Raw genomic sequence first — 20,091 nt, 5'->3', positions numbered from 1 at the left:
AAGCATTCATCCCTTTCTAGTTTGAAAACTTAACCTCAGACATATCATGGAACCAGAATGGATAACTCTTAAGCCCCGTCACTTGTTTGTCAGTACCCCACACGATTTGATAATCAGCAATGTAAACCGCAGTGGCTTGCTCTGCTAAAATTTCCTGTGCACGATGGTAGTAGTCGATTTGTTTAGCTTGATCAGTTTCCTTCAAGACATCAGCCATAATTTTGTCGTATTCTTCGTTTTTAAACAGGAAGAAATTTTCACTATCATTTGTGGAGATATAGTCATTCAAAATTTCAAAGGCAGATGCACGACCTGTTAAATCAATCGTTGTCATCTCATAGTCGCGGCCAAAGTACACACGATCTAGCCAGATACCCCATTCAACTACTTCAATTTCTACATCAATGCCAATTTCCTGCAAATTAGCCACTACAATTTGGGCAATATTTGAGTAAATATCATTATGTGAAGACACCGTTATTTTTGTTTTAAAGCCATCAGGATAACCCGCTTCCGCTAATAAGGTTTTCGCTTTTTCCACATCTCGTTCATACATGCTTTCTAAGCCCTTCTTTTGGAAGTCTCCCATTGCTGGACTCATATTAGATCCTAGAGGAACAGCATAGCCCGCAAATACAGAATCAATAATATCGGATTTACTAATGGCGTAATTGATCGCTTGACGAACCTTCACATTATCGAAAGGTGCCTTTGTTTCGTTAAAAGTAACGATTAATGATGAGTTATTATTTTGATGGGATAAATTATAGCTACCCTCTACCTCACCAACACGATGCCAAGGAACACTCGTTAAATCTACCTCATTCGCCATCAAGCTCATAATGGCTGCCTGATCATCTGATTGGAAGGCAAAGGTTACTTTATTCAAATAAGGCAATCCTTCCTGCCAATACTGCTCATTTTTCTTGAGCTCTAAATTGGTGCCAGGTGCGTATTTTACAAAGGCAAACGGTCCTGTCCCAATTGGGTTTTCATTATGCTTACCATCATTACTTTTAGGAATAATAGCTGATTGTCTTGCTGTTAATGAATACAAGAAATTAGAGTTCGGCTCTTTTAGCTTGATAATAAATGTTGTCGCATCAGGTGCCTCTGTAGATGCTACATTATCAAAGTTATTAGACATTTTCTCCCCACCATTTTTCCCCATTAAACGGTCAAAGGAATATTGGATATCCTCCATCGTTAAATCATCACCATTATGAAACTTCACACCCTGGCGTATTTTAAACGTATACGTTAAACCATCCTCCGAGATGTCGTAGCTCTCTGCAAGCCCCTCTTTCAAGGAACCATCCGTTTCAGGTGCCATAAGCCCTTCAAACAGATTAAGAATCATTTGATAGGAAATAGACGCTGTAGCCTTATGTGGATCTAAAAAATCTGGATCGTCATTGACACGTACAACGATTTCCTGTGGAACATCGGCTACCGTTTGACCATCTATAGAACTTGAACCTGTCGTATTTTTCTTTCCATCACCTGAACATGCTGTCATGATAATTGCTAATAACAATGTCACGAGCATCAGTCCTCTTTTTTTCCATTGCATAGTCGTTCCCCCTTTTCCCATATGCCTATCTTTGAATGCTTGTATAGCTTTCAACATCTGCCAATTTATCAGCGCCTTTAATGCCAGCGAGAATGGCTTCCTCCATTACCTTTGTTGCTAAATGTCCTAGATAATCAAGTGCATAAGGTTGATCGCCTGTCCCTAGCACAAAAATCGTATCGCCATCCAGCATGGTATGAACGGGATAAATCGTTCGTGCTAAAGCATTTTGCGTAAGCTGTGCAATTTTTTTAGCCTCTGCCTTCGTTAACTTGGCATTCACTGCTACCACACCGATCGTTGTATTAGTGCCAGCTAATGCCTCTGATTGTGCATGCTGCTCTAAATAGGCACAGCAATCCACCCACTGACCAGAATGCGCATCTCTGGCTCCTGCTAAAATTTGCCGTGTAGCAGGGTCCTTGATATCTCCCACGGCATTCACTGCCACGATGGCTCCTGCTACGAGACCATCTTTCCCCGCATAGGAAGCACTACCAAGCCCACCCTTCATCGCAAAATTAGGTCCTGCTAGTTTGCCAATAGTTGCGCCATAGCCAGCACCTATATTGCCATTGGTAAATGGGCCAACTTGTGCTGCTTGTGCCGCTTCATAGCCCATTTGCGCAGTAGGTCGAGCATGGGGATCACCGATAAATAAGTCAAAGAGAACAGCACTCGGCACAATCGGTATTTTTGCCACACCTGCATCGACGCCAATTCCTTGCTCGGCTAAAAATTGCATGACACCTGTGGCAGCATCTAATCCGAAGGCGCTGCCCCCAGCTAAACAGATGGCGTGGACTCGATCAATTTCATTAATAGGGTCTAATGCATCTGTTTCACGAGTGCCTGGTGCAGAGCCTCGAACATCCACTCCACACACCGCCCCACTTTCTACTAATAGCACCGTGCAGCCCGTAATCCCTTCCTTATTTTCACGATGTCCGACTTTGACACCTGGCACATCCGTTATATTGCCAAACATCTGCAACACCTCCACTCTAAAATAAATTCAATTTTCTGATTATTTATCATATAAAAAGCAAGCCACTCGTTGATGATTATTTTCATGTTGAAGCATCGGTCTTTCCTGATGACATCTTTCCATCACAAATGGACAACGGGTATGAAAGACACAGCCAACAGGTGGATTCATTGGACTTGGTAATTCACCTTGTAAAAGTATTTCTTGTTTCGGCTCATCAAAATTAACGACTGGTATAGCAGATAGCAATGCTTGTGTGTAGGGATGTAATGGATTGGCGTAGAGCTCCTTCTTTGTCCCAATCTCCACAACTCTTCCTAAATACAGCACTGCCACACGGTCACTAATATGCTTCACAACACTTAAGTCATGTGAAATAAATAAATAGGTTAATTGAAATTCATCTTGTAAATCCATCATGAGATTAAGAACTTGCGATTGCACCGACACATCCAGAGCAGATACCGGCTCATCAGCAATAATGAATTCTGGATGTATCGCTAATGCTCGGGCAATACCAATTCGTTGTCGCTGCCCACCAGAAAATTCATGCGGAAACTTATGCATGGCATCCTCAGGTAGCCCTACCTTTTGTAAGAGCTCCTTCACACGCTCTTTTCGTTGTTCCTTCGTCAATGTTAATTGCAGTTTCATCGGTTCCTCGATAATAGAGCCGACCCGCATCCGAGGATTAAGGGAGGAAAAGGGATCTTGAAAAATCATTTGCATTTGATTGCGATAACTTTGTAGCTTACTGCCCTTTAAATGCTGGATTGGCTGCCCTTTATACAATACTTCCCCTGCTGTTGGTTCAACGAGCTTTAAAATCGTTCGCCCAAAGGTTGATTTGCCTGAGCCTGATTCTCCTACAATGCCCAATGTTTCTCCTCTAAAAATCTCTATTGAAATATCGTCAACCGCCTTGATGACCTTTTTTTCTTCCTTCATCGATTTGCGTTTCACAGGAAAGTAGGCTTTTAAATGATTAATTTCCAGCAAAACTTCTTTCTCCATCATGAGCCAGCTCCCCTTTCTCTGTGAATAAATGACAGCGTACTTTATGTGCCTCTTGAATGTAATGGATAGCCGGTTGCTCCACATGACAATGTGCCATCGCATGTGGACAGCGTGGGGCAAAGCGACAGCCATCAGGCAATGCATACGCTGGTGGTACGGTGCCAGGGATCGACGGCAGCCTTTTGACATCTGAATCAAGGCTAGGCATCGTTTTTAAGAGAGCAGTTGTATAAGGATGCTGCGGATTTAAAAAGAGCTCTCTCACTGGAGCTTCCTCGACAATTTGCCCTGCATACATCACCATGACACGATCGGCTGTTTCTGCAACAACACTCATATCATGTGTAATAAATAAAATGGCCGACTGATGCTCTTTCTTCATTTTCAGCATCAGCTTTAAAATTTGTGCCTGTACCGTCACATCCAGTGCTGTGGTTGGTTCATCTGCAATCAATAGCTGCGGATTATTAGACATCGCAATAGCAATCATGACACGTTGCCGCATTCCCCCTGATAGTTGATGAGGATATTCAGCAATCACCTTTTCTGCATTGGCAATCCCTACCTCCTGTAAAAGTAGTAATGCTTTCTTCCATGCCTCTTTTCTCGATACCTTTTGATGTCTGCGAATGCCCTCAATCATTTGATTGCCAATCGTAAAGACGGGATCTAAAGAGGTCATAGGCTCTTGAAAAATCATACTAATTTCATTACCACGAATACGGCTCATCTCTTTCTGTTTATAGGCGAGTAGATTTTTACCGTTTAAGGCAATGGAACCTGCTGTAATTTCACCTGGTGGTATGGGCAGTAAACGCATAATCGCTAAGGAGGTGATACTTTTGCCGCTTCCTGATTCACCTACCAGTGCAACGGTTTCTCCTTTATGAATAGTAAAGTTTACATCTTCAACAACCTTCGCCTCTTTGCCATTTTTCAACTGGAATTGGATGGATAATTGATTGACCTCTAAAAGCACTTCTTTTTCTTTTGGCTGTTCCATATGCGTCCCTCCATCTCACTGTTGATTAGGTGGTGCATAGCGTATAGCGATGTTTTTCATTTGCGTATAGTTTCGCAGTGCAACAAAGCCCTTCTCTCGACCAATTCCGCTTTTTTTATAGCCGCCAAATGGCATTTGAATGCCACCTGCAGCCCCATAATTATTAATAAATACTTGTCCAGCCTGCACGCGACTTGCCACATAATGAGCTGTATCAATATGCTGTGACCAAACACCAGCGACTAAGCCATAGTCAGTGCTATTGGCTAATGCAATGGCCTCGTCTGCGCTGGAAAATGGCAGGACGGTTAAGACAGGGCCGAAAATTTCTTCCTGCGCTAATGGATCATTTGGATCAACGCCATCCAGTATAGTTGGCTGTACATAAAAGCCCTTTTCATAGCCTTTTATCGTCACTGGTTCGCCACCCGTAATCACATAGCCATCTGTCTTTGCTTGTTGTAATAATGCCGTGATTTTCGTATATTGGCGTTCATTTAATAGCGGTCCCATATCCATATCCGCTTCCCCAGGTCCAACTTGTATCGCTTGGAATTTTTGCGCTAGTTGTGCAATGAATGTATCTTTAATACTTTCTTCAATGAGTAAACGTGCCCCTGCAGAGCAAGTTTGACCGGCATTTTGAATAATGGCACGTACAACCCCCTCTAATGCTTGCTCCATATCGGCATCTGCAAACACAATATTAGGCGATTTTCCTCCAAGCTCTAATGTCACAGGCACAACATTTTCTGCTGCTGCCTTCATCACCGCTATCCCTGTCGGCACAGAACCCGTAAACGTAATATGATTAATATCGGGATGTGACGTTAAATAGAGCCCAACCTCTCGCCCCAATCCTGTAATATGCTGGAAAATCCCTTTCGGCACTTTATTGGCAAACCATTCAGCGATGGCATGTGTTGTCAGGGGTGTATCCTCTGCACTTTTCACAATCACAGCATTACCAGTTGCTATAGCCGCTGCGACACTTCTTGCCGTAATTTGAATCGGATAATTCCATGGCACAATATGTACCGTAATGCCAACTGGCTCTAGCACTACCGCATTTAATAGTCCATCCTCAATCGGAATGGTATCCCCCATCACCTTATCCGCTGCACCACCATAAAATTCAAAATAGCGAGCCGCTGCTTCAATATCTGCTCTTGCCTGTGATAAGGGCTTTCCTACGTCTCGACATTCTAGTAAACTCCATTCCTCTGCATGCTGTCGAATATAATGGGCAAATTCAATTAATAACTGCCCCCGTTCATAGGCCTTCCATTGACGCCAGTCTTGTCCTTCAAACGCTAGACGGGCTGAATGTACTGCTTGTTCCACATACGCTTTACTTGCATTGCTAATTTGTGCAATCACTTCCCCTGTCGAGGGATTTTTAACTTCTAGGTGTGTCTCTTCTTCACCATGAACCCACTCCCCATTAATTAACATAGGAATTTTTCTCATCGTACCCCTCCTATAATCCACGACCACCATCTACATGCAATGTCGTTCCAGTGACCATACTTGCCGCATCAGACAATAAATAGCTGACTGCCCCTGCTATATCCGCTGGCTGTACTAAGCGCCCAAGTGGGACAGACTGCACAAACACATTTTGCTTCGTTTGCTCTATATCAGCATCCTGTGCAGCAAATTGACCAAGCATTTGTGTGTCAGCTGGGCCTGGATGAATCGTATTAACGCGAATTTGGCTTGATGCAAGTTCAATTGCAAGCCCTCTTGTAAAGCTTTCTGCCGCCCCCTTTGAGGCAATATAAGCCTGTAAGCCTGGTCTAGGACGCACGGCAGAAATAGAGGCTATTGTAATAATGGAGCCCCCTTGCTGTTTTTTCATAAAAGGAACAACTGCTTTTGTCGTGATAAACAAGCTTTTTACATTGACATCCATTAAACGGTTCCACTCATCCATCGTGACCTGCTCAATCGGTGTCGCTGACTGGGCAATTCCTAGTGCATTGACAAGGCCATCTATTCTGCCATACTTGTCAAAAACCTGTTGGCAAATGCTTTGAACACGTTCCTCCTGCAATACATTGACTTCAACACATTGTAATGAATCATGGGCGATATCTGATAGTGCATCTATTGATAAATCAAGCCCTACAACCTGATTACCCTGCTTTAGCTGCTCTTGAATAATCGCTTTTCCCATACCGCCTCCTGCACCTGTAACTACGACCACCTTTTGCTCGATTGCCATCCTAAACACCTCCTGCTGTTAAAGTCCTATTAATGATTTCCTGACAAATTGCATCGCCCATTTGTGCCGTTGTCGCTTGTCCACCAATATCTGCTGTCTTTACGATACCTTCCTGTAGCACTGTTGTAATCGCCTTAACAATGAGCTGTTCTAAATCGCTTCTACCTTGATGTCCAAGAAGTAAGGCAAGCGACCAAATTTGTGCAATGGGGTTAGCAATGCCCTTACCTGCAATATCTGGTGCAGACCCATGAACAGGCTCAAACATCGATGGAAAATCCTTTTCTGGATTCAGGTTTGCCGATGGAGACAGACCAAGTCCCCCGACAATAGCTGAGCCTAAATCGGATAAAATATCGCCGAATAAATTGGACGCCACAACCACCTCGAAATCCTGTGGACGTTCGACAAAATAGGCTACCAAAGCATCAATATAAATGGATTTCAACTGTAGGTCTGATGAGCTTTGTGCCACCGTTTTTTTTGTCTGTTCATCCCAAAATTTCATCGAATGAATAATGGCATTCGATTTTGTCGCACTGGTGATATTGGTTTTACCATGTTGCTTGGCATAATTACAGGCAGCTCGGACAATTTTTTCAATGCCAATCCGCGTCATAATGGTATTTTGAATGGTCATTTCCTGTGGCTGCTGCTGATACAGTCGACCACCACTATCCGAATATTCGCCCTCCGCATTTTCACGGAAGATGACAAAGTCAATGTCTTTACCATTCGTTAAAGGAGATGCTATCCCTGGCAACGATTTAATAGGACGGAAATTCACATACTGCTGGAAATGTTTCCGAATAGGCATAATTAATTGCCAAACCGTGACATCATCTGGCACACGAGCATCGCCAATTGCACCAAATAAAATCGCATCATATGTTTGAAGTGTTTCCAATGCATCCTCGGGCATCATACAGCCGTGCTGCACATAATAATCAGAGCTCCAAGGAAAAATGGTCGTTTCAATGTGTAAGGAACTGTCCTGTTCCTGCAAACATGTCAGCACCTTTAATGCTTCCTGCATTACCTCTTTTCCTATGCCATCCCCTGGTATGACGGCCATTTTTATTGACGTCATTGTTCATCACCCACCAAAAATTTTAATGCTGCTAAACGGTAAATAGCCGTTGTTTCTGCTAATTCTTCAAGCTCTACATATTCATTGATTTGATGAGGAATTTCGCGATCTCCAGCACCGACCGTCACAATCGGGATGCCATGAACATGAAGAAACGTACCATCTGTCGCACCCGGAACACCATTATATTTCGGTTCCTTCTCCGTCACCTCTGCCACCGCCTCATAAATAGCCTGTACCACAGGATCTTCCTTAGCCGTTGCAGTAGCCGGCCGATTATCAAGCACCGTTAGTTCGACTTTAAAATCAGGGTCATCTGCTTGTAATCGTTTAATAATGGCCTCGATTTTGCCTACTAGCTCATCATGATCCTGAGCAGGCACTGTGCGGATGTCGAGCGTCGTCATACAATGATCTGGAATGACATTGATTTGTGCATCACCTTTAACCGGCGCACGTAAAATCGTTGGTGTGATAGATGGCCAATTCAGCATCGGATCACGCCCTAATCGTGCTTGCTCCTCTTTTTCCAATTTTTCAAGTTCTACGATAAAACGCGCCATGCGCCAGTTTGGATTTATACCGCTCCACGAAATAGCACCATGCGCCATTTTACCGAAAATATCTACTTGTAAACGTATGGCCCCACGCTGTGCAATACATACATTATTTTCCTGTGGCTCACAGATAATTGCACCATCCACTCCATCAGCCCAGCCATTTTTAATAAAATGCTTAATGCCAAGCATTAGCCCCTCTTCATCACAAGGAATACATAAAATAATCTTGCCAGTAAACTCCTCTCGATCTAGTAGCAATGACTGGCAAGCCGTAATCATACAAGCCAAATTCCCCTTTGTATCATTCGTTCCCCTGCCATACATACGCCCATCCACAATCTCTGCTCCAAATGGATCATAAGCCCAAGCCTCTCGATTGCCCTCTGTCACGACATCTGTATGTCCTTCGAAAAGTAATGTTTTCCCAGGCTTGCCCGAATCAATAATGCCAATGACATTCGGTCGCCCTGGCACAACTTCCTCTACATGCGTTTCGATGCCAATATCTCGTAAATAAGAGGCTACAAAAGTTGCCACCTCTTGCTCATTACCCTTCGGATCGTTCTCACGGTAAACGCTTTCAATTCGCACAAGCTTCTGTGTTAATGCAATGACCGCCTCCCGATCACGCACATACGATTTCGTTGCTTTCAAACTAGTTACTGTCATGCAAAGGCCCCCTATTTTTAGAGAATATTCTGAATTTATGTTATTTTATCATTGTCCTTTCTCTATGAAACTAGACAATATGTTAATGATTCCTAGAATGACCTTAACTTTTTGTTTAGCAATAAAACGCTAGAAAATGACAAATTATTCTGTTTTACGTGAATTTTTGATAGATTTTTTGAATGAAGAAGAGTTTATGGTTCGATTTTGGGGTGCTTGATTTTATAGTGAGTAAGTCGGTGCATCCTACTTTTGAAAGACTTGTTCTCCTTTTAGAGCTGAGCCTCACGCTACTTATGAGCGACCTTTTCTTTTATTTGAGAGCGAACAACCACCCTATCCCCTCCTAAAACGAAAAAAACCAGCAGCTGCTGGTTTTTTCCTGTTTATTGTTGACGGGATTCGGTCATTTGCTTCCAGACCGAGCCTTTTGCTTCCTCACCTTGTTCGATACGAGCAATAGCCATTTTCACTTGTAATTTCACTTCGAATTCTTTATCATCCTCAGCCGCTTTTAGTGCTGGTAAAGATTGCTCCGTGCCGACCTCATATAAATACATCGCTGCACGCCAGCGAACCAATTTGTTTTTATCTTGCAAGGCTTGCTGCATGGCTTCTTCAAATTCTACAAGGCCAAGATCACTCATACAGTCGCCTGCTGTTCGACGTACCGCTGCACTTTTATCCTGTAAGGCTCTTTCTAAATAAGGCACAACAGCCACATCTTCAATCATGCCTAAGTAGACAGTCGCTAGTCGACGAATGGACATCTGTTCATCCTGTAAGGCTAAATCAAGTAATGGTAAATCATCTAGCTCTGGATCAGCCATTTGATCGAGCAACTGGAAGCGTTTCTCCCATTCTGGTTGATTGAACTGCTTCACTGTCACTTTTATTTTAGCTGTTTTAATAGCTGCTTTTTCATCATCATTATTAATAGCTGTGACAATTTCTGCTAAACGCTCCGCAGAATACGTGACATCGATCTCCTGCTTGACTGTTTCTGCTATATCCTCAAGCTCGCCATAGCGTACACCATAATCAATCCATTTGCGTTGGAAAATATAGTTTTCATCTACTGCCGACTCAATAATTTGATTAAAGGCATCAACAAAGCGGTCACCACAGCTAACACGATGTTCGCGCTGATTATCAAAAACTTTTACTTGTAGTGGCACTTGCTTGTAAAACTGTACATGCACATAAACCTCACCATAAAATTCATTGGCTACAACGGTTTCATCCTGTGTTTGTACATCTTCCCCTAACACTTGACGAATGCTTGCGAGAATACCTTCCCATGCATATTTGGCATTACGCTCAACAGCAAAGAAATCGGCTACGTGGTAAACGCCCTTTACCCCTTCAATAGCTAAAATGGCTGCAGCCTCGCCAGTTGCCTCGTCTTTACTATCTTTTGTAAAATTATAGCTTTTCCCGAACGGTAGCTCTGTATCAACGACAATCTTCATCGAATTGGGACTTGGCGTCGGTTCAATTGTAATAATCTTCATGTCTATCGCTCCTTATCCGTTGACAATTTCATCTAAATAAGACCATCTTTCAATCAGATGCTCATAGTGAGCATTTAGCTCATCCAACTTAGCTGTTAATTCCTGTAATTTCGTGAAATCTGAGCCCGCATTCGCGATTCCGTCTTCGGTCTCCATAATGGCTGTTTCCGTCTTTTCAATGTCATCTGCAATCGTTTCCCATTCCTTTTGCTCTTTAAACGATAGCTTTTTCTTGTCTGATTTTGGCTTTTCGGTCTTCGCCTTTTCGACTTTTGGCGCCTCCGCTTTGACAGTAGCTGCCTGCTCGCGCTTCTCTAAATACTCACTGTATAGATCCAGCGTTTCCTCTACCTGTCCTTGTCCATCCAATATCCATAACTTTTTCGCAATTCGGTCTAGGAAGAAACGGTCATGGGAAATCGTGATGACAACGCCAGGGAAATGCTCAATGAAATCCTCTAACACACCCAATGTTTCAATATCCAGGTCATTGGTTGGCTCATCAAGTAATAAAACATTTGGTTGCTCCATTAATAAACGTAATAAATGAAGACGTTTGCGCTCACCACCAGATAATTTTCCAATTGGTGTACCATGTGCGTGCAGCGGGAATAAAAAGCGCTCTAACATTTGAGCCGCTGAATAGCGAACGCCCTCTGCATCGGTAATATCATTAGAAGCCTCACGTATATATTCAATCATACGCTCATTTTCATTCATTTTCGGCAATGTTTGCTTGAAATGTGCAAGCTTCACTGTTGACCCTACAAGAATTTCACCTTGATCGGGTGTTAGCTCCCCTGCCAGCATGTTCAATAAAGTTGATTTTCCTACACCATTCGCACCAATAATGCCGATTCGGTCCCCCTGCTGTAGTAAAAATGAAAAGTGTTCAAGAATTTTTTGCTGTCCGAAGGCTTTCGAAATATTTTCAGCCTCTAGCACTTTTCGACCAAGGCGTGTAGTTGCAAGGCCCAATTCCAATGAAACATCCTCTGATTTGCGTTCTAGGTTATCCTCCAGCTTTTCAAAGCGTTGAATACGCGCTTTTTGCTTAGTTGAACGTGCCTTCGCACCACGACGAATCCATTTCAACTCTGAACGATAACGGTTGCGATCCTTTTGCGCAGAGGCAGCCTTCATTTCCTCACGAATAGCACGTGACTCTAAATAATCACCATAATTTCCTGTATGACGATACAACGTTTGATCTGCAAGCTCATAAATATGTGTCGATAATTCATCGAGGAAATAACGATCATGGGTGATGAAAATGACTGCACCCTTTAGACGTAGCACCATTTCTTGAAGCCACTCCGTTGACTCCACATCTAAATGGTTGGTAGGCTCATCCAATAAATAAAGATCTGCAGGCTCAATTAACACTTTGGCTAAGGCAACTCGTTTTTGCTGACCACCTGATAGCGTTAACACCTCTTTATCGAATGTTTCGATGCCTAGCTTCGTTAATGCCGTTTTTGCAAGGGCATTAACATCCCATGCCTGCTCTTCATCCATGCGCTGTTGCAGACTAAACAATGTCTTTTGTAAACTTTCGGATGTTGGGTTGACAGCTAGTGCAGCTACTGTATCTTCATATTGGCGATTGAGTTGTAAAATCGGTGAATCGCCTGCAAAGACAGCCTGTAAAACCGTTTCTCCAGCATTAAATGTCGGCTCCTGTGGCAAATAGGCAACACGGTATTTATTCGGACGATCGACTGTTATCATGTCTGCTTCTATATCTCCAGCTAAAATGGATAACAGGGTTGATTTGCCCGTTCCATTAATACCGATTAAGCCTGCTCGCTCTCCTTCATAAATGGTAAATTCAATATTTTGAAAAAGCGTTTTATCGCCCACCGTTTTGGTTAGATTTTGTACGATTAAATGACTCATTCCACTATTCCATCTCTTTCATGTTAGGTATTGTTCATGCCCACACGATTTTTATGTAGACGATTATTGATATCCATTATTCATCATAACATCATTTGACAGGTAAACAAAGAACAACAACCCGTACTTACGATGGGTGAATGTCCTGTAAATTCGTGTGCATAAGCTGACAAAGCTTGATGATTCCTTGTTCTATGTCCTGTGGTTTAGAATAGGAATAACTGATTTTCATATTAGAGCTTTCCTACATACTTTCGGCTTTCAGCAATTGGCGCACTTCCCCAGAAGACCTGATTATTATTTGAGAAGCATTTACGCTAGTAAGATCATCTATTTTCCATAGATTCCTCTAATCTATCACGCTAAAATGTATAAGGCCCTTTATAGCCACTTATTGCATTTTTATGCTGATGTACCACAATGGTGAAAATTACCGTTTGAGATAACAAAAACATTAGTGTAACATAATATTCCAATCCATTTTTAGAAGAGTAACATGATAAAAATTTCCCGACTCATTGTCGTTCTACCTACTTTGATGGTAGGTGCTTTTTTTATATATTTTTAGTGAAAATGATGATCGACAAGTGAGAATCTTTATAAAAGACAAATATGCCATGGATATAATCATAAAAAATAAAGGTTTTATTTCTGGTTTCCCATCGGATCAAAAATACATTGTCTATCAAGTACGGCCGATTTTATTAAGAAAATTTCAAATAATTCATTACAATAAAAGGGTTATGTCAACAACAACTATCCTATTTTTTAAGGGGAATTTTTTATGGAGCTTGCAGTCGTCATAAATTTAGTTTTATATATTGCCAACACTGTGTTTATTTTAGAAAAAAATGTAAAAAACAGCAGTGTACTGAAGGGGAAAATTATATTTACCTTACTCAATTTCCTATCATTAGCTTGTGGTATATTCTTGCTGCAATTTGCTTTTGCTATTAGCCAATTCGATGCTGTCACAGAAAATGATACGGCCATCGATGTGAAAACGAAAATGCTATTTGCGATAGAAGTCTTTTATTTTGTCATACTGAACGCATTCTTCACAATTTTGGTGTTACGAAAGAAATACCCGAATGAACAAGAACCGCCCTTCTAATGAAAGGCGGTTCTTTGTGCTATTGACCGATTTCGTGCTGTAATTGCTTTAAAAAGCTTTCCATAAATTGATGACGCTCTAAGGCCATTTGCTTGCCCTTTTCTGTCACCATTAAATCTTTTAGTAGTAATAATTTCTCATAAAAATGCGTAACAGATGCAGTATTTTTTTGATGATATTCTGACTCAGACATATTTGTACGTGCATCTTCGTCCTTATCATATAGCTTGCGACCTTTTGCTCCACCGTAAGCAAATGTTCTAGCGATGCCAATAGCCCCAATCGCATCTAAACGATCAGCATCTCGAACAATTTTTGCTTCCAATGAGGTTGCTTCTAGCTCATTTCCACCATTAAACGACACTTGTGCGATACAGTCTCGAATATGCCGCTTTTTTTCCTCGCTAACAGGTAACTCTGCAATAAGCTGTTCTTCCTGTTCCTTGCTATCAGTATACTTTTTGTCACTAACATCATGCAAAAGCACCGCTATTTTGACCACCTCAACATCTGCTGTAGGCTCGGTATGTAAGATAGCTAATGCGTTTTGATAAACGCGTTCAATATGTTGAAAATCATGACTAGCATCAAATTGTGCATATACTTCACGTACTTTATTCATTAAATGATCCATCATGTACTCTCATTCCTTTCCTATAAGATTATACTGTACTTTTTCGAGTAAAAGGTAATGTAGAAAAATAAAAAAACAACATCATTTCAATTGACAAATTTTTCTGAATATTATATGATAAACGTACAGAACAATCTATTTGTTCTGTATCTCATATTTTTTTAGTCGTGTACAACAGCTATGTGTTTGACAAATGGAACATCAACTTCAGCGGGCTTACAATTGAATAACCTGTTTTAAAGATGACGTGCGTATTGAAAACCAATCATCTAAACAAATAAAAGTGAACACTTTCCCTTAGAAATTCTTTGTTTAACCCGCATAGCCATATGTACATGCCAAAAAATATGAACAACAAGTTAGTTTGATGCATGACCAAAAGGATTTCACTAGATGTAGCAAAAGTGAATTGTTTTTTATTAATGGTTGTTACCTTCTTCTAGTCAATTATTTGAGTATGTATGAACGTAGCTCCTCCCATTAATGAAAATCGTGCACGATCCTTGTTTACAGCTTGTGAACACCATGTTCAATGAGTTGTGCTCATTAGAATGAAAAACATGTAAGCCATAAATGTATGAAGCGATAAAGGAAGTAGGAACAATTTTGATAAAAAGTATGACCCTCCCGCTGAAGGACAAATAAAAGCTGCCCATCTTACAATCAAGTAGATGATGGCAGCTTTTACTGTTTTGTCTTTTTTCTTTACAGTACGTCTTGAATGATTACATCAATTTCCTGTAAAAGGGCTTCATTTTGCATCGTTGAACTTAATTTCAAATTAGCTTGGTCTACGTGGATAACTGCTACATGCATCCCCTCTTGAATACTTGCGCTTGGCACAGGAATCATTTTTTCGATATCGAATGTCATAATGAGATCTGGAAATTTCGATTGCACCTGTCCTTCCTTCGATAACGTCATATATTCATTCCAGAAAGTTAGGTGATAATCACCAACTGCTAATTTCCCAACATCAAAGCCATTTTCCTTCGTTAATGAATATTTCTTTACTGCACCTGAAACGATGTGTACCCCATTCAATTGCTGTAAAACATGAGCTAATTTTTCTTCAAAAGTTTGTCCCTTTAAAAAGCCATAGCCAAGCTCAATGGCCATTGTGATGGCATTTGGTGCACCATGCTTCTGTAGATAGTCAATCGTCACTGGATTTCTTGTTACGCCTACAAGCCCACCCGCTAAAATAGAGGCTTGACGTGCTGTTTTTGCCGTATTGTGTAAAGTTCCTTCCACAAAGCCTAGAACTGCAAAATGAGCTTTTCCTCCTGCGTAAAATTGTACGGATTGATAATTTGGTTGTTCATGTAGATTTAAAGAACCCATAATACCTGTCGGATGTGCTCGACCATTACAAGGAGCGTCAACGACTGGGACATTTAATAGGACCGACTGTAACCAGCCATTAATCGTCGTATTGGCACCATTTTCATTCGTAATGATGCCCTTCAGACGTTGATCGCAATAGTGATTCATACTATGGTAGCTCCAACAAAGCTGCTCGCTAGAAATGTATTGATCGGCTGCTGATGGTGCGCCGACCATTGCTACACATGCCACTAAGTCCTCATGATTTAATTCAGAGATATCCATTAATTGAGGTGTCCCAGCAGCAAAGATTTCCTCCACTAGCTTGAGCCCTTCCTCTAGGAGACCACCTCCGCCACCACCAAGGATTGCTCCTCCATAAACTGCAGCAATCCCATCCTCATATGATAATACTTTTGCCATTTCCTTACTCCTTTCTATTTCCCTATTTTTAGAATAGAAGAGAAGAAGCTATACAACGCATCTCCAGCAATGACACCCGCTGCAAAGACCGTCATTTCAGATTCTCTCTTGCCTTTCGTCATATACGTGAAAATAACACGAAGCAAGATACCCACTAATACAGCCCAACCAGCAATCGGGTTAATCAGTAATAAACCAGTAGCAAACAGGATACCCATTTGTCGTTTTGAACCACCTATTAATTGAATCAATGCACCAGGAATCGCCCAAATCATTAATTGTTTCGCTACATCGCCTGTAACACCTGATTGAATTGTCGCTGCATAGACATGATTCACAGGTGCTACTAAACCTTGTGCAAAATAAGATTTATAGGAAAGTAGAACAACTACTGCTGAAATCGAGAAGGCTAACATACCCGCAATCATTTGCTGCTTGCGTCCTTCTTTTTCTAAAGCTGGGTCACTACCATTTCCACGTAAAATGAAACCTGTTTTCAAATCATAGCCCATATCGGCAAATGCTACCCCCGTAGCGGCACTATAGCCTGCTAATAAAGCAAGTGCTGGTGCTGGGAAACCTATTAAAATACCAACAATTAGTGTAATAAATGCCACTGCAAATGCTGGGAACCAACCTGCATGCATCGCTGCAATACCAACGATTAGCTCATGGACAAATGCTGCGATTGTTGCGAAAATGATAAAGCCTATTAACATACCGAATGACATATGTGTAATTATTCCGCCTAAAAGGGCGATTAATAATGCAATGACTAAATAAGCAATAAACCCTACACCAAAACCTTGGCGAATTTCTTTAGCATCTTTTGAATAGCTTAACTCTTCTGACTTTTTAGCAGAGCGTTTATTCATTAATGTAAATGCTACTTGGAAAAGAGCCACAATTCCGGCACCAATCATAATACCATGTGGAATATAATAGGCATTTAAATCAACATTAAATAATTGAACAGAATAGCCTCTTAGTAAAAGACCAATTCCAAACATCGTCAGCGCCCAAATATTGCCGATGAACGCCACCCCAAAAGCTGACATTGGAATTTTAAGAACAGCTCCCACGATACCGATTAATACACCACCAACTAATACCTTTGCATTTTTACCGCCTTTATCGCCAGCTTTAATAGCTTCAGCAGTTGCAATCCCTGGTGGCCAAGTACCTGCTGCCGGGAAAATCTTTGTATCAAAAAATTTATATAATAATAAAGCATCAACAAACATCGCTAAAATAACACCGATAAATAATGGTAAAACTAAATTTTCATAACCTAAAACGTATGGAATACCGATTGGCAGCATTAAGCTACTTGCTGCACTAAATGTAGCCGATGAAATCGCCGTTTGAATAATATTTTGTCTGTGCACGGATTTGAATGCAATGAGCTTTCCTATTGGTATTCTTCCGAGAATCATCGCAAATATTGCCCCAACGATCGATGTATTAGCAGAAATCCCTAAAGTTGTAATCAGTTGAATCCCAATAATAGCCCCAACGACAGATGTTAAGACGATCATTAGTAACGTTACAGGCTCTAAAGCCCTAGGATGTAATACTTTATTATTCATAGTGACAGCTCCCCTATTGTTGTTATAGTTTTGAAATGTGTGATTGTATTTGCTGAGCTACTTTCACTAACTGTTCAAGCATATATTTCTCCCTTTGATCATTTAAATCATATACCAAACCAGAAATTGTAAGAGATGCGATGATTTCTTTTTTATAGTTAAATAATGGTACACTGATGCCAAATGCATGTTCATTATACTCCCCAACCGTTCCACACCAGTTGTTGCGACGGATTTGCTGCAGCTCTCCCTTTAATGATTCAAGGTAGGACTTATGTTCTTCTTTCGATTGTTCCTCTTGAAAGAAGGCTATTAATTCGAGCTGTCTGTTCTCCTCTAAATAGGCAAACATCACCTTACAGGAGGCACCGATGTAAAGGGGTGTCTTCGTTCCTAAAGACACCGCATACTTTACATTTTTATTGCTTTCGGCTATTTTTGTTGTGACACCATATTCATTGTCCATATAAGTAAGAAATACTGATTCATTCATTTCACTAGCAAGATTTTGCATTAATTCATAAATGGTCGAGTGTGGGTCTTTTGAATTCGATAGCACATCATAAAAAAGGTACATTTTGTAACCTAATTTATATTTTTTAGTGTATTCATCCTGTATTAAATAACCCGCTTCTGTAAATGTATTAATGGTTCTTTGCACAACACTTGTCGGCAACTTCATCATGCGTGAAATTTCACGAACACCTAATGCGTTTTCTGTCGTAGCAAAGCATTCTAGTATATCCAATGAGTTTTTTAATGTCTTGACAGTCATTTATTTCTCCCTTAAGCGTTTAGATAAGCGTATTGCTTTCTCGCCACTTCTTCAGAAATATATTCATTTAATAAATCACGTTCAATGGCTTCCGTGCTTCTTTCTAATGGATTGCCGTAACCACCGCCAGTTGCTGTAACAAGCTCAATACGGTCTCCTTTTTGCAATTCATAATTGGCAAGTACACCTACTGGTCCAACCTTCGTTCCATCCTTTTTATGAACGATTAAATAGTTGTGAGAGCCTTCCCCACCACCATTTAAACCGAATGGCGCAAATTGATGTCTGCCTAGGTTCACAGAAACCTTTTGACCATCATGATTGACTGTATAGACACGACGTACACCTAAGCCACCCCTAAATTGACCGACACCAGCACCATCGCAGTTTAAACTATATTCGTCAATTTGAATACCGTATTTTGTTTCTGCAATTTCCACAGGAAGGTTATAGGTTTCACCATCTCCCATGCAGTATTGCCCACTTTGACCATCCTCATCATTTGCTGCTCCCCAACCACCAACAGATGGTTCAACAATTAGGAACGACTCATCATTTTCAGGGTTTTTACCTGTTAAGATAAATGTACAAACGGACTGTAAATGCCCTGCCGATAATCTTTCTGGCAAATGCGGTGCAAGAGCTTTCCAAATTAAATCCGCAGCCCCAATACGCGCCTCAAAGTTCATGGATACAGGATGTGGACGTTTAGCGGAAACAATCGAATTTTCATCTGTGATAATCGTTAAGCGTTTAAAGACACCCTCGTTAATTACATCAATATCGCCAAGTAAAGCTAAGAACATAACGCGCACACTTGCCATTAAACCAAATTGTGAACAGTTCACTGGCACATTGACCGCAGGATGCGAGCCTCTAAAATCACAAATAAATTCTTCATCACTAATCGTTACTTTCACTTTAATTGGATAGGGTCCGCCCTTTAATGGATCCCCTTCAATAAAGTCTTCCGCATAAAATTCACCTTTTGGTAAATGTTGAAGCTCAAGCTCTACAATTTTCTCCCCCTTGTCCAATAATCTTTGAATGGACAATTTCACCGATTCAGCACCAAACTTCTGACAAAGCTCTGCAATGCGTTTTTCACCTGTTTTTAAGGCTGCCACTTGTGCAAACATATCGCCAATTGAAAGCTCTGGTAAACGAACGTTCGTTGCTATAATTTCATAGACCGCCTCGTTCAACTCCCCTTTATGATAAAGTTTGACACCCGGTAGCTGTAAACCTTCCTGATAGATTTCATTAGAATTACTTGTAAACGAACCTGGGTCCATCCCTCCTACCTCTGTCCAGTGTGCTTTATTGGCAGAGTAAGCAATAATTTCACCTTTATAAAAAATCGGTAATACTAAGCCCACATCCGATAAATGCGATCCACCCCCAACATATGGGTCGTTAATAATAATGACATCGCCTTCATGCAACTTTCCATTATCGAATTTTTCAATAACACGTTGCACCATTGGACTTAGCATCCCAATAAAGCTTGTGACACCATTCCCTTGGCTAATTAAATTACCTTTGGCATCCGTTAAACCACAAGCGTAGTCTAATACTTCATAAATAACTGGGCTCATGGATGAACGTGCTAGAGCCACAAACATTTCGTCCCCTATGGCTAGCAATGAATCTTGAATAATTTCTACTGCAAAAACGTCTTTTTTCATGT

Annotated in this window: 16 protein-coding genes; 1 reads left to right on the top strand and 15 read right to left on the bottom strand. The window is 41.0% G+C overall.

What is annotated here, in order from left to right; translation table 11 throughout:
* Positions 1-16 precede the first annotated feature (16 nt).
* The 10 genes from MKY46_RS08495 to MKY46_RS08450 form a co-directional block, all read right to left on the bottom strand.
* Positions 17-1,573, bottom strand: a complete 1,557-nt coding sequence (locus MKY46_RS08495) for an ABC transporter substrate-binding protein (protein WP_340833951.1) — start codon at positions 1,571-1,573, stop codon at positions 17-19.
* 25 nt (positions 1,574-1,598) lie between these two features.
* Positions 1,599-2,561 carry a P1 family peptidase gene (locus tag MKY46_RS08490; RefSeq protein ID WP_330493835.1) on the bottom strand — a complete coding sequence of 321 codons (963 nt, stop codon included), beginning with the start codon at positions 2,559-2,561 and terminating at the stop codon, positions 1,599-1,601.
* 39 nt (positions 2,562-2,600) lie between these two features.
* Positions 2,601-3,578 carry an ABC transporter ATP-binding protein gene (locus MKY46_RS08485; protein ID WP_036123042.1) on the bottom strand — a complete coding sequence of 326 codons (978 nt, stop codon included), beginning with the start codon at positions 3,576-3,578 and terminating at the stop codon, positions 2,601-2,603.
* Positions 3,547-4,581, bottom strand: a complete 1,035-nt coding sequence (locus tag MKY46_RS08480; RefSeq protein WP_036123040.1) for an ABC transporter ATP-binding protein — start codon at positions 4,579-4,581, stop codon at positions 3,547-3,549. The genes MKY46_RS08485 and MKY46_RS08480 overlap by 32 nt, the downstream gene beginning before the upstream one ends.
* A 15-nt stretch (positions 4,582-4,596) precedes the next feature.
* Complete coding sequence (locus tag MKY46_RS08475; protein WP_340833949.1) at positions 4,597-6,051, bottom strand: aldehyde dehydrogenase family protein; 1,455 nt, start codon at positions 6,049-6,051, stop codon at positions 4,597-4,599.
* 10 nt (positions 6,052-6,061) lie between these two features.
* On the bottom strand, positions 6,062-6,808 hold the full coding sequence (locus MKY46_RS08470) for an SDR family NAD(P)-dependent oxidoreductase (RefSeq protein WP_036127354.1): 747 nt from the start codon (positions 6,806-6,808) through the stop codon (positions 6,062-6,064).
* Between the two features lies 1 nt (position 6,809).
* The gene (locus tag MKY46_RS08465) at positions 6,810-7,898 is read right to left on the bottom strand and encodes a tartrate dehydrogenase (protein ID WP_101966828.1); all 1,089 of its coding nucleotides are present in this window, start codon (positions 7,896-7,898) and stop codon (positions 6,810-6,812) included.
* Positions 7,895-9,127 (bottom strand): M20 family metallopeptidase, encoded by a 1,233-nt coding sequence (locus MKY46_RS08460; protein WP_340833947.1) that lies wholly within the window; start codon positions 9,125-9,127, stop codon positions 7,895-7,897. The genes MKY46_RS08465 and MKY46_RS08460 overlap by 4 nt, the downstream gene beginning before the upstream one ends.
* A gap of 386 nt (positions 9,128-9,513) precedes the next feature.
* Entirely contained in the window at positions 9,514-10,641 is a 1,128-nt protein-coding gene (locus MKY46_RS08455; RefSeq protein ID WP_340833945.1) for a conserved virulence factor C family protein, read from the bottom strand.
* A 12-nt stretch (positions 10,642-10,653) separates the two neighbouring features.
* The gene (locus MKY46_RS08450; protein WP_036121545.1) at positions 10,654-12,540 is read right to left on the bottom strand and encodes an ABC-F family ATP-binding cassette domain-containing protein; all 1,887 of its coding nucleotides are present in this window, start codon (positions 12,538-12,540) and stop codon (positions 10,654-10,656) included.
* A 784-nt stretch (positions 12,541-13,324) separates the two neighbouring features.
* Between MKY46_RS08450 and MKY46_RS08445 the strand changes: the two genes are divergently transcribed.
* The gene (locus MKY46_RS08445; RefSeq protein WP_058844693.1) at positions 13,325-13,654 is read left to right on the top strand and encodes a hypothetical protein; all 330 of its coding nucleotides are present in this window, start codon (positions 13,325-13,327) and stop codon (positions 13,652-13,654) included.
* Between the two features lie 19 nt (positions 13,655-13,673).
* On the opposite strand, the gene MKY46_RS08440 is transcribed toward MKY46_RS08445, so the two are convergent.
* From MKY46_RS08440 to MKY46_RS08420, 5 genes are all read right to left on the bottom strand, one after another.
* Positions 13,674-14,288, bottom strand: coding sequence for an HD domain-containing protein (locus MKY46_RS08440; RefSeq protein WP_058844723.1), 615 nt, complete (start codon positions 14,286-14,288; stop codon positions 13,674-13,676).
* Positions 14,289-14,993: 705 nt separating this feature from the next.
* The gene (locus tag MKY46_RS08435; protein ID WP_340833944.1) at positions 14,994-16,037 is read right to left on the bottom strand and encodes an S-methyl thiohydantoin desulfurase domain-containing protein; all 1,044 of its coding nucleotides are present in this window, start codon (positions 16,035-16,037) and stop codon (positions 14,994-14,996) included.
* A gap of 14 nt (positions 16,038-16,051) precedes the next feature.
* Complete coding sequence (locus tag MKY46_RS08430; RefSeq protein ID WP_036123027.1) at positions 16,052-17,626, bottom strand: OPT/YSL family transporter; 1,575 nt, start codon at positions 17,624-17,626, stop codon at positions 16,052-16,054.
* A 22-nt stretch (positions 17,627-17,648) separates the two neighbouring features.
* Positions 17,649-18,401 carry an IclR family transcriptional regulator gene (locus MKY46_RS08425; protein WP_036123024.1) on the bottom strand — a complete coding sequence of 251 codons (753 nt, stop codon included), beginning with the start codon at positions 18,399-18,401 and terminating at the stop codon, positions 17,649-17,651.
* Between the two features lie 11 nt (positions 18,402-18,412).
* Positions 18,413-20,089 carry a hydantoinase B/oxoprolinase family protein gene (locus MKY46_RS08420; RefSeq protein WP_058844691.1) on the bottom strand — a complete coding sequence of 559 codons (1,677 nt, stop codon included), beginning with the start codon at positions 20,087-20,089 and terminating at the stop codon, positions 18,413-18,415.
* Positions 20,090-20,091 lie beyond the last annotated feature (2 nt).

This window comes from Lysinibacillus sp. FSL M8-0355 (genome assembly GCF_038008985.1).
GTDB lineage: Bacteria > Bacillota > Bacilli > Bacillales_A > Planococcaceae > Lysinibacillus > Lysinibacillus fusiformis_D.
The sequence above is the reverse complement of the archived record's forward strand: the minus strand, read 5'-3'. Positions and strand labels throughout refer to the sequence as shown.

What these genes read in the sequence shown, in the direction of transcription:
- MKY46_RS08495 (WP_340833951.1), bottom strand. Translation starts at nt 1,573, where the DNA reads ATGCAATGGAAAAAAAGAGGACTGATGCTCGTGACATTGTTATTAGCA.
- MKY46_RS08490 (WP_330493835.1), bottom strand. Translation starts at nt 2,561, where the DNA reads ATGTTTGGCAATATAACGGATGTGCCAGGTGTCAAAGTCGGACATCGT.
- MKY46_RS08485 (WP_036123042.1), bottom strand. Translation starts at nt 3,578, where the DNA reads ATGATGGAGAAAGAAGTTTTGCTGGAAATTAATCATTTAAAAGCCTAC.
- MKY46_RS08480 (WP_036123040.1), bottom strand. Translation starts at nt 4,581, where the DNA reads ATGGAACAGCCAAAAGAAAAAGAAGTGCTTTTAGAGGTCAATCAATTA.
- MKY46_RS08475 (WP_340833949.1), bottom strand. Translation starts at nt 6,051, where the DNA reads ATGAGAAAAATTCCTATGTTAATTAATGGGGAGTGGGTTCATGGTGAA.
- MKY46_RS08470 (WP_036127354.1), bottom strand. Translation starts at nt 6,808, where the DNA reads ATGGCAATCGAGCAAAAGGTGGTCGTAGTTACAGGTGCAGGAGGCGGT.
- MKY46_RS08465 (WP_101966828.1), bottom strand. Translation starts at nt 7,898, where the DNA reads ATGACGTCAATAAAAATGGCCGTCATACCAGGGGATGGCATAGGAAAA.
- MKY46_RS08460 (WP_340833947.1), bottom strand. Translation starts at nt 9,127, where the DNA reads ATGACAGTAACTAGTTTGAAAGCAACGAAATCGTATGTGCGTGATCGG.
- MKY46_RS08455 (WP_340833945.1), bottom strand. Translation starts at nt 10,641, where the DNA reads ATGAAGATTATTACAATTGAACCGACGCCAAGTCCCAATTCGATGAAG.
- MKY46_RS08450 (WP_036121545.1), bottom strand. Translation starts at nt 12,540, where the DNA reads ATGAGTCATTTAATCGTACAAAATCTAACCAAAACGGTGGGCGATAAA.
- MKY46_RS08445 (WP_058844693.1), top strand. Translation starts at nt 13,325, where the DNA reads ATGGAGCTTGCAGTCGTCATAAATTTAGTTTTATATATTGCCAACACT.
- MKY46_RS08440 (WP_058844723.1), bottom strand. Translation starts at nt 14,288, where the DNA reads ATGGATCATTTAATGAATAAAGTACGTGAAGTATATGCACAATTTGAT.
- MKY46_RS08435 (WP_340833944.1), bottom strand. Translation starts at nt 16,037, where the DNA reads ATGGCAAAAGTATTATCATATGAGGATGGGATTGCTGCAGTTTATGGA.
- MKY46_RS08430 (WP_036123027.1), bottom strand. Translation starts at nt 17,626, where the DNA reads ATGAATAATAAAGTATTACATCCTAGGGCTTTAGAGCCTGTAACGTTA.
- MKY46_RS08425 (WP_036123024.1), bottom strand. Translation starts at nt 18,401, where the DNA reads ATGACTGTCAAGACATTAAAAAACTCATTGGATATACTAGAATGCTTT.
- MKY46_RS08420 (WP_058844691.1), bottom strand. Translation starts at nt 20,089, where the DNA reads ATGAAAAAAGACGTTTTTGCAGTAGAAATTATTCAAGATTCATTGCTA.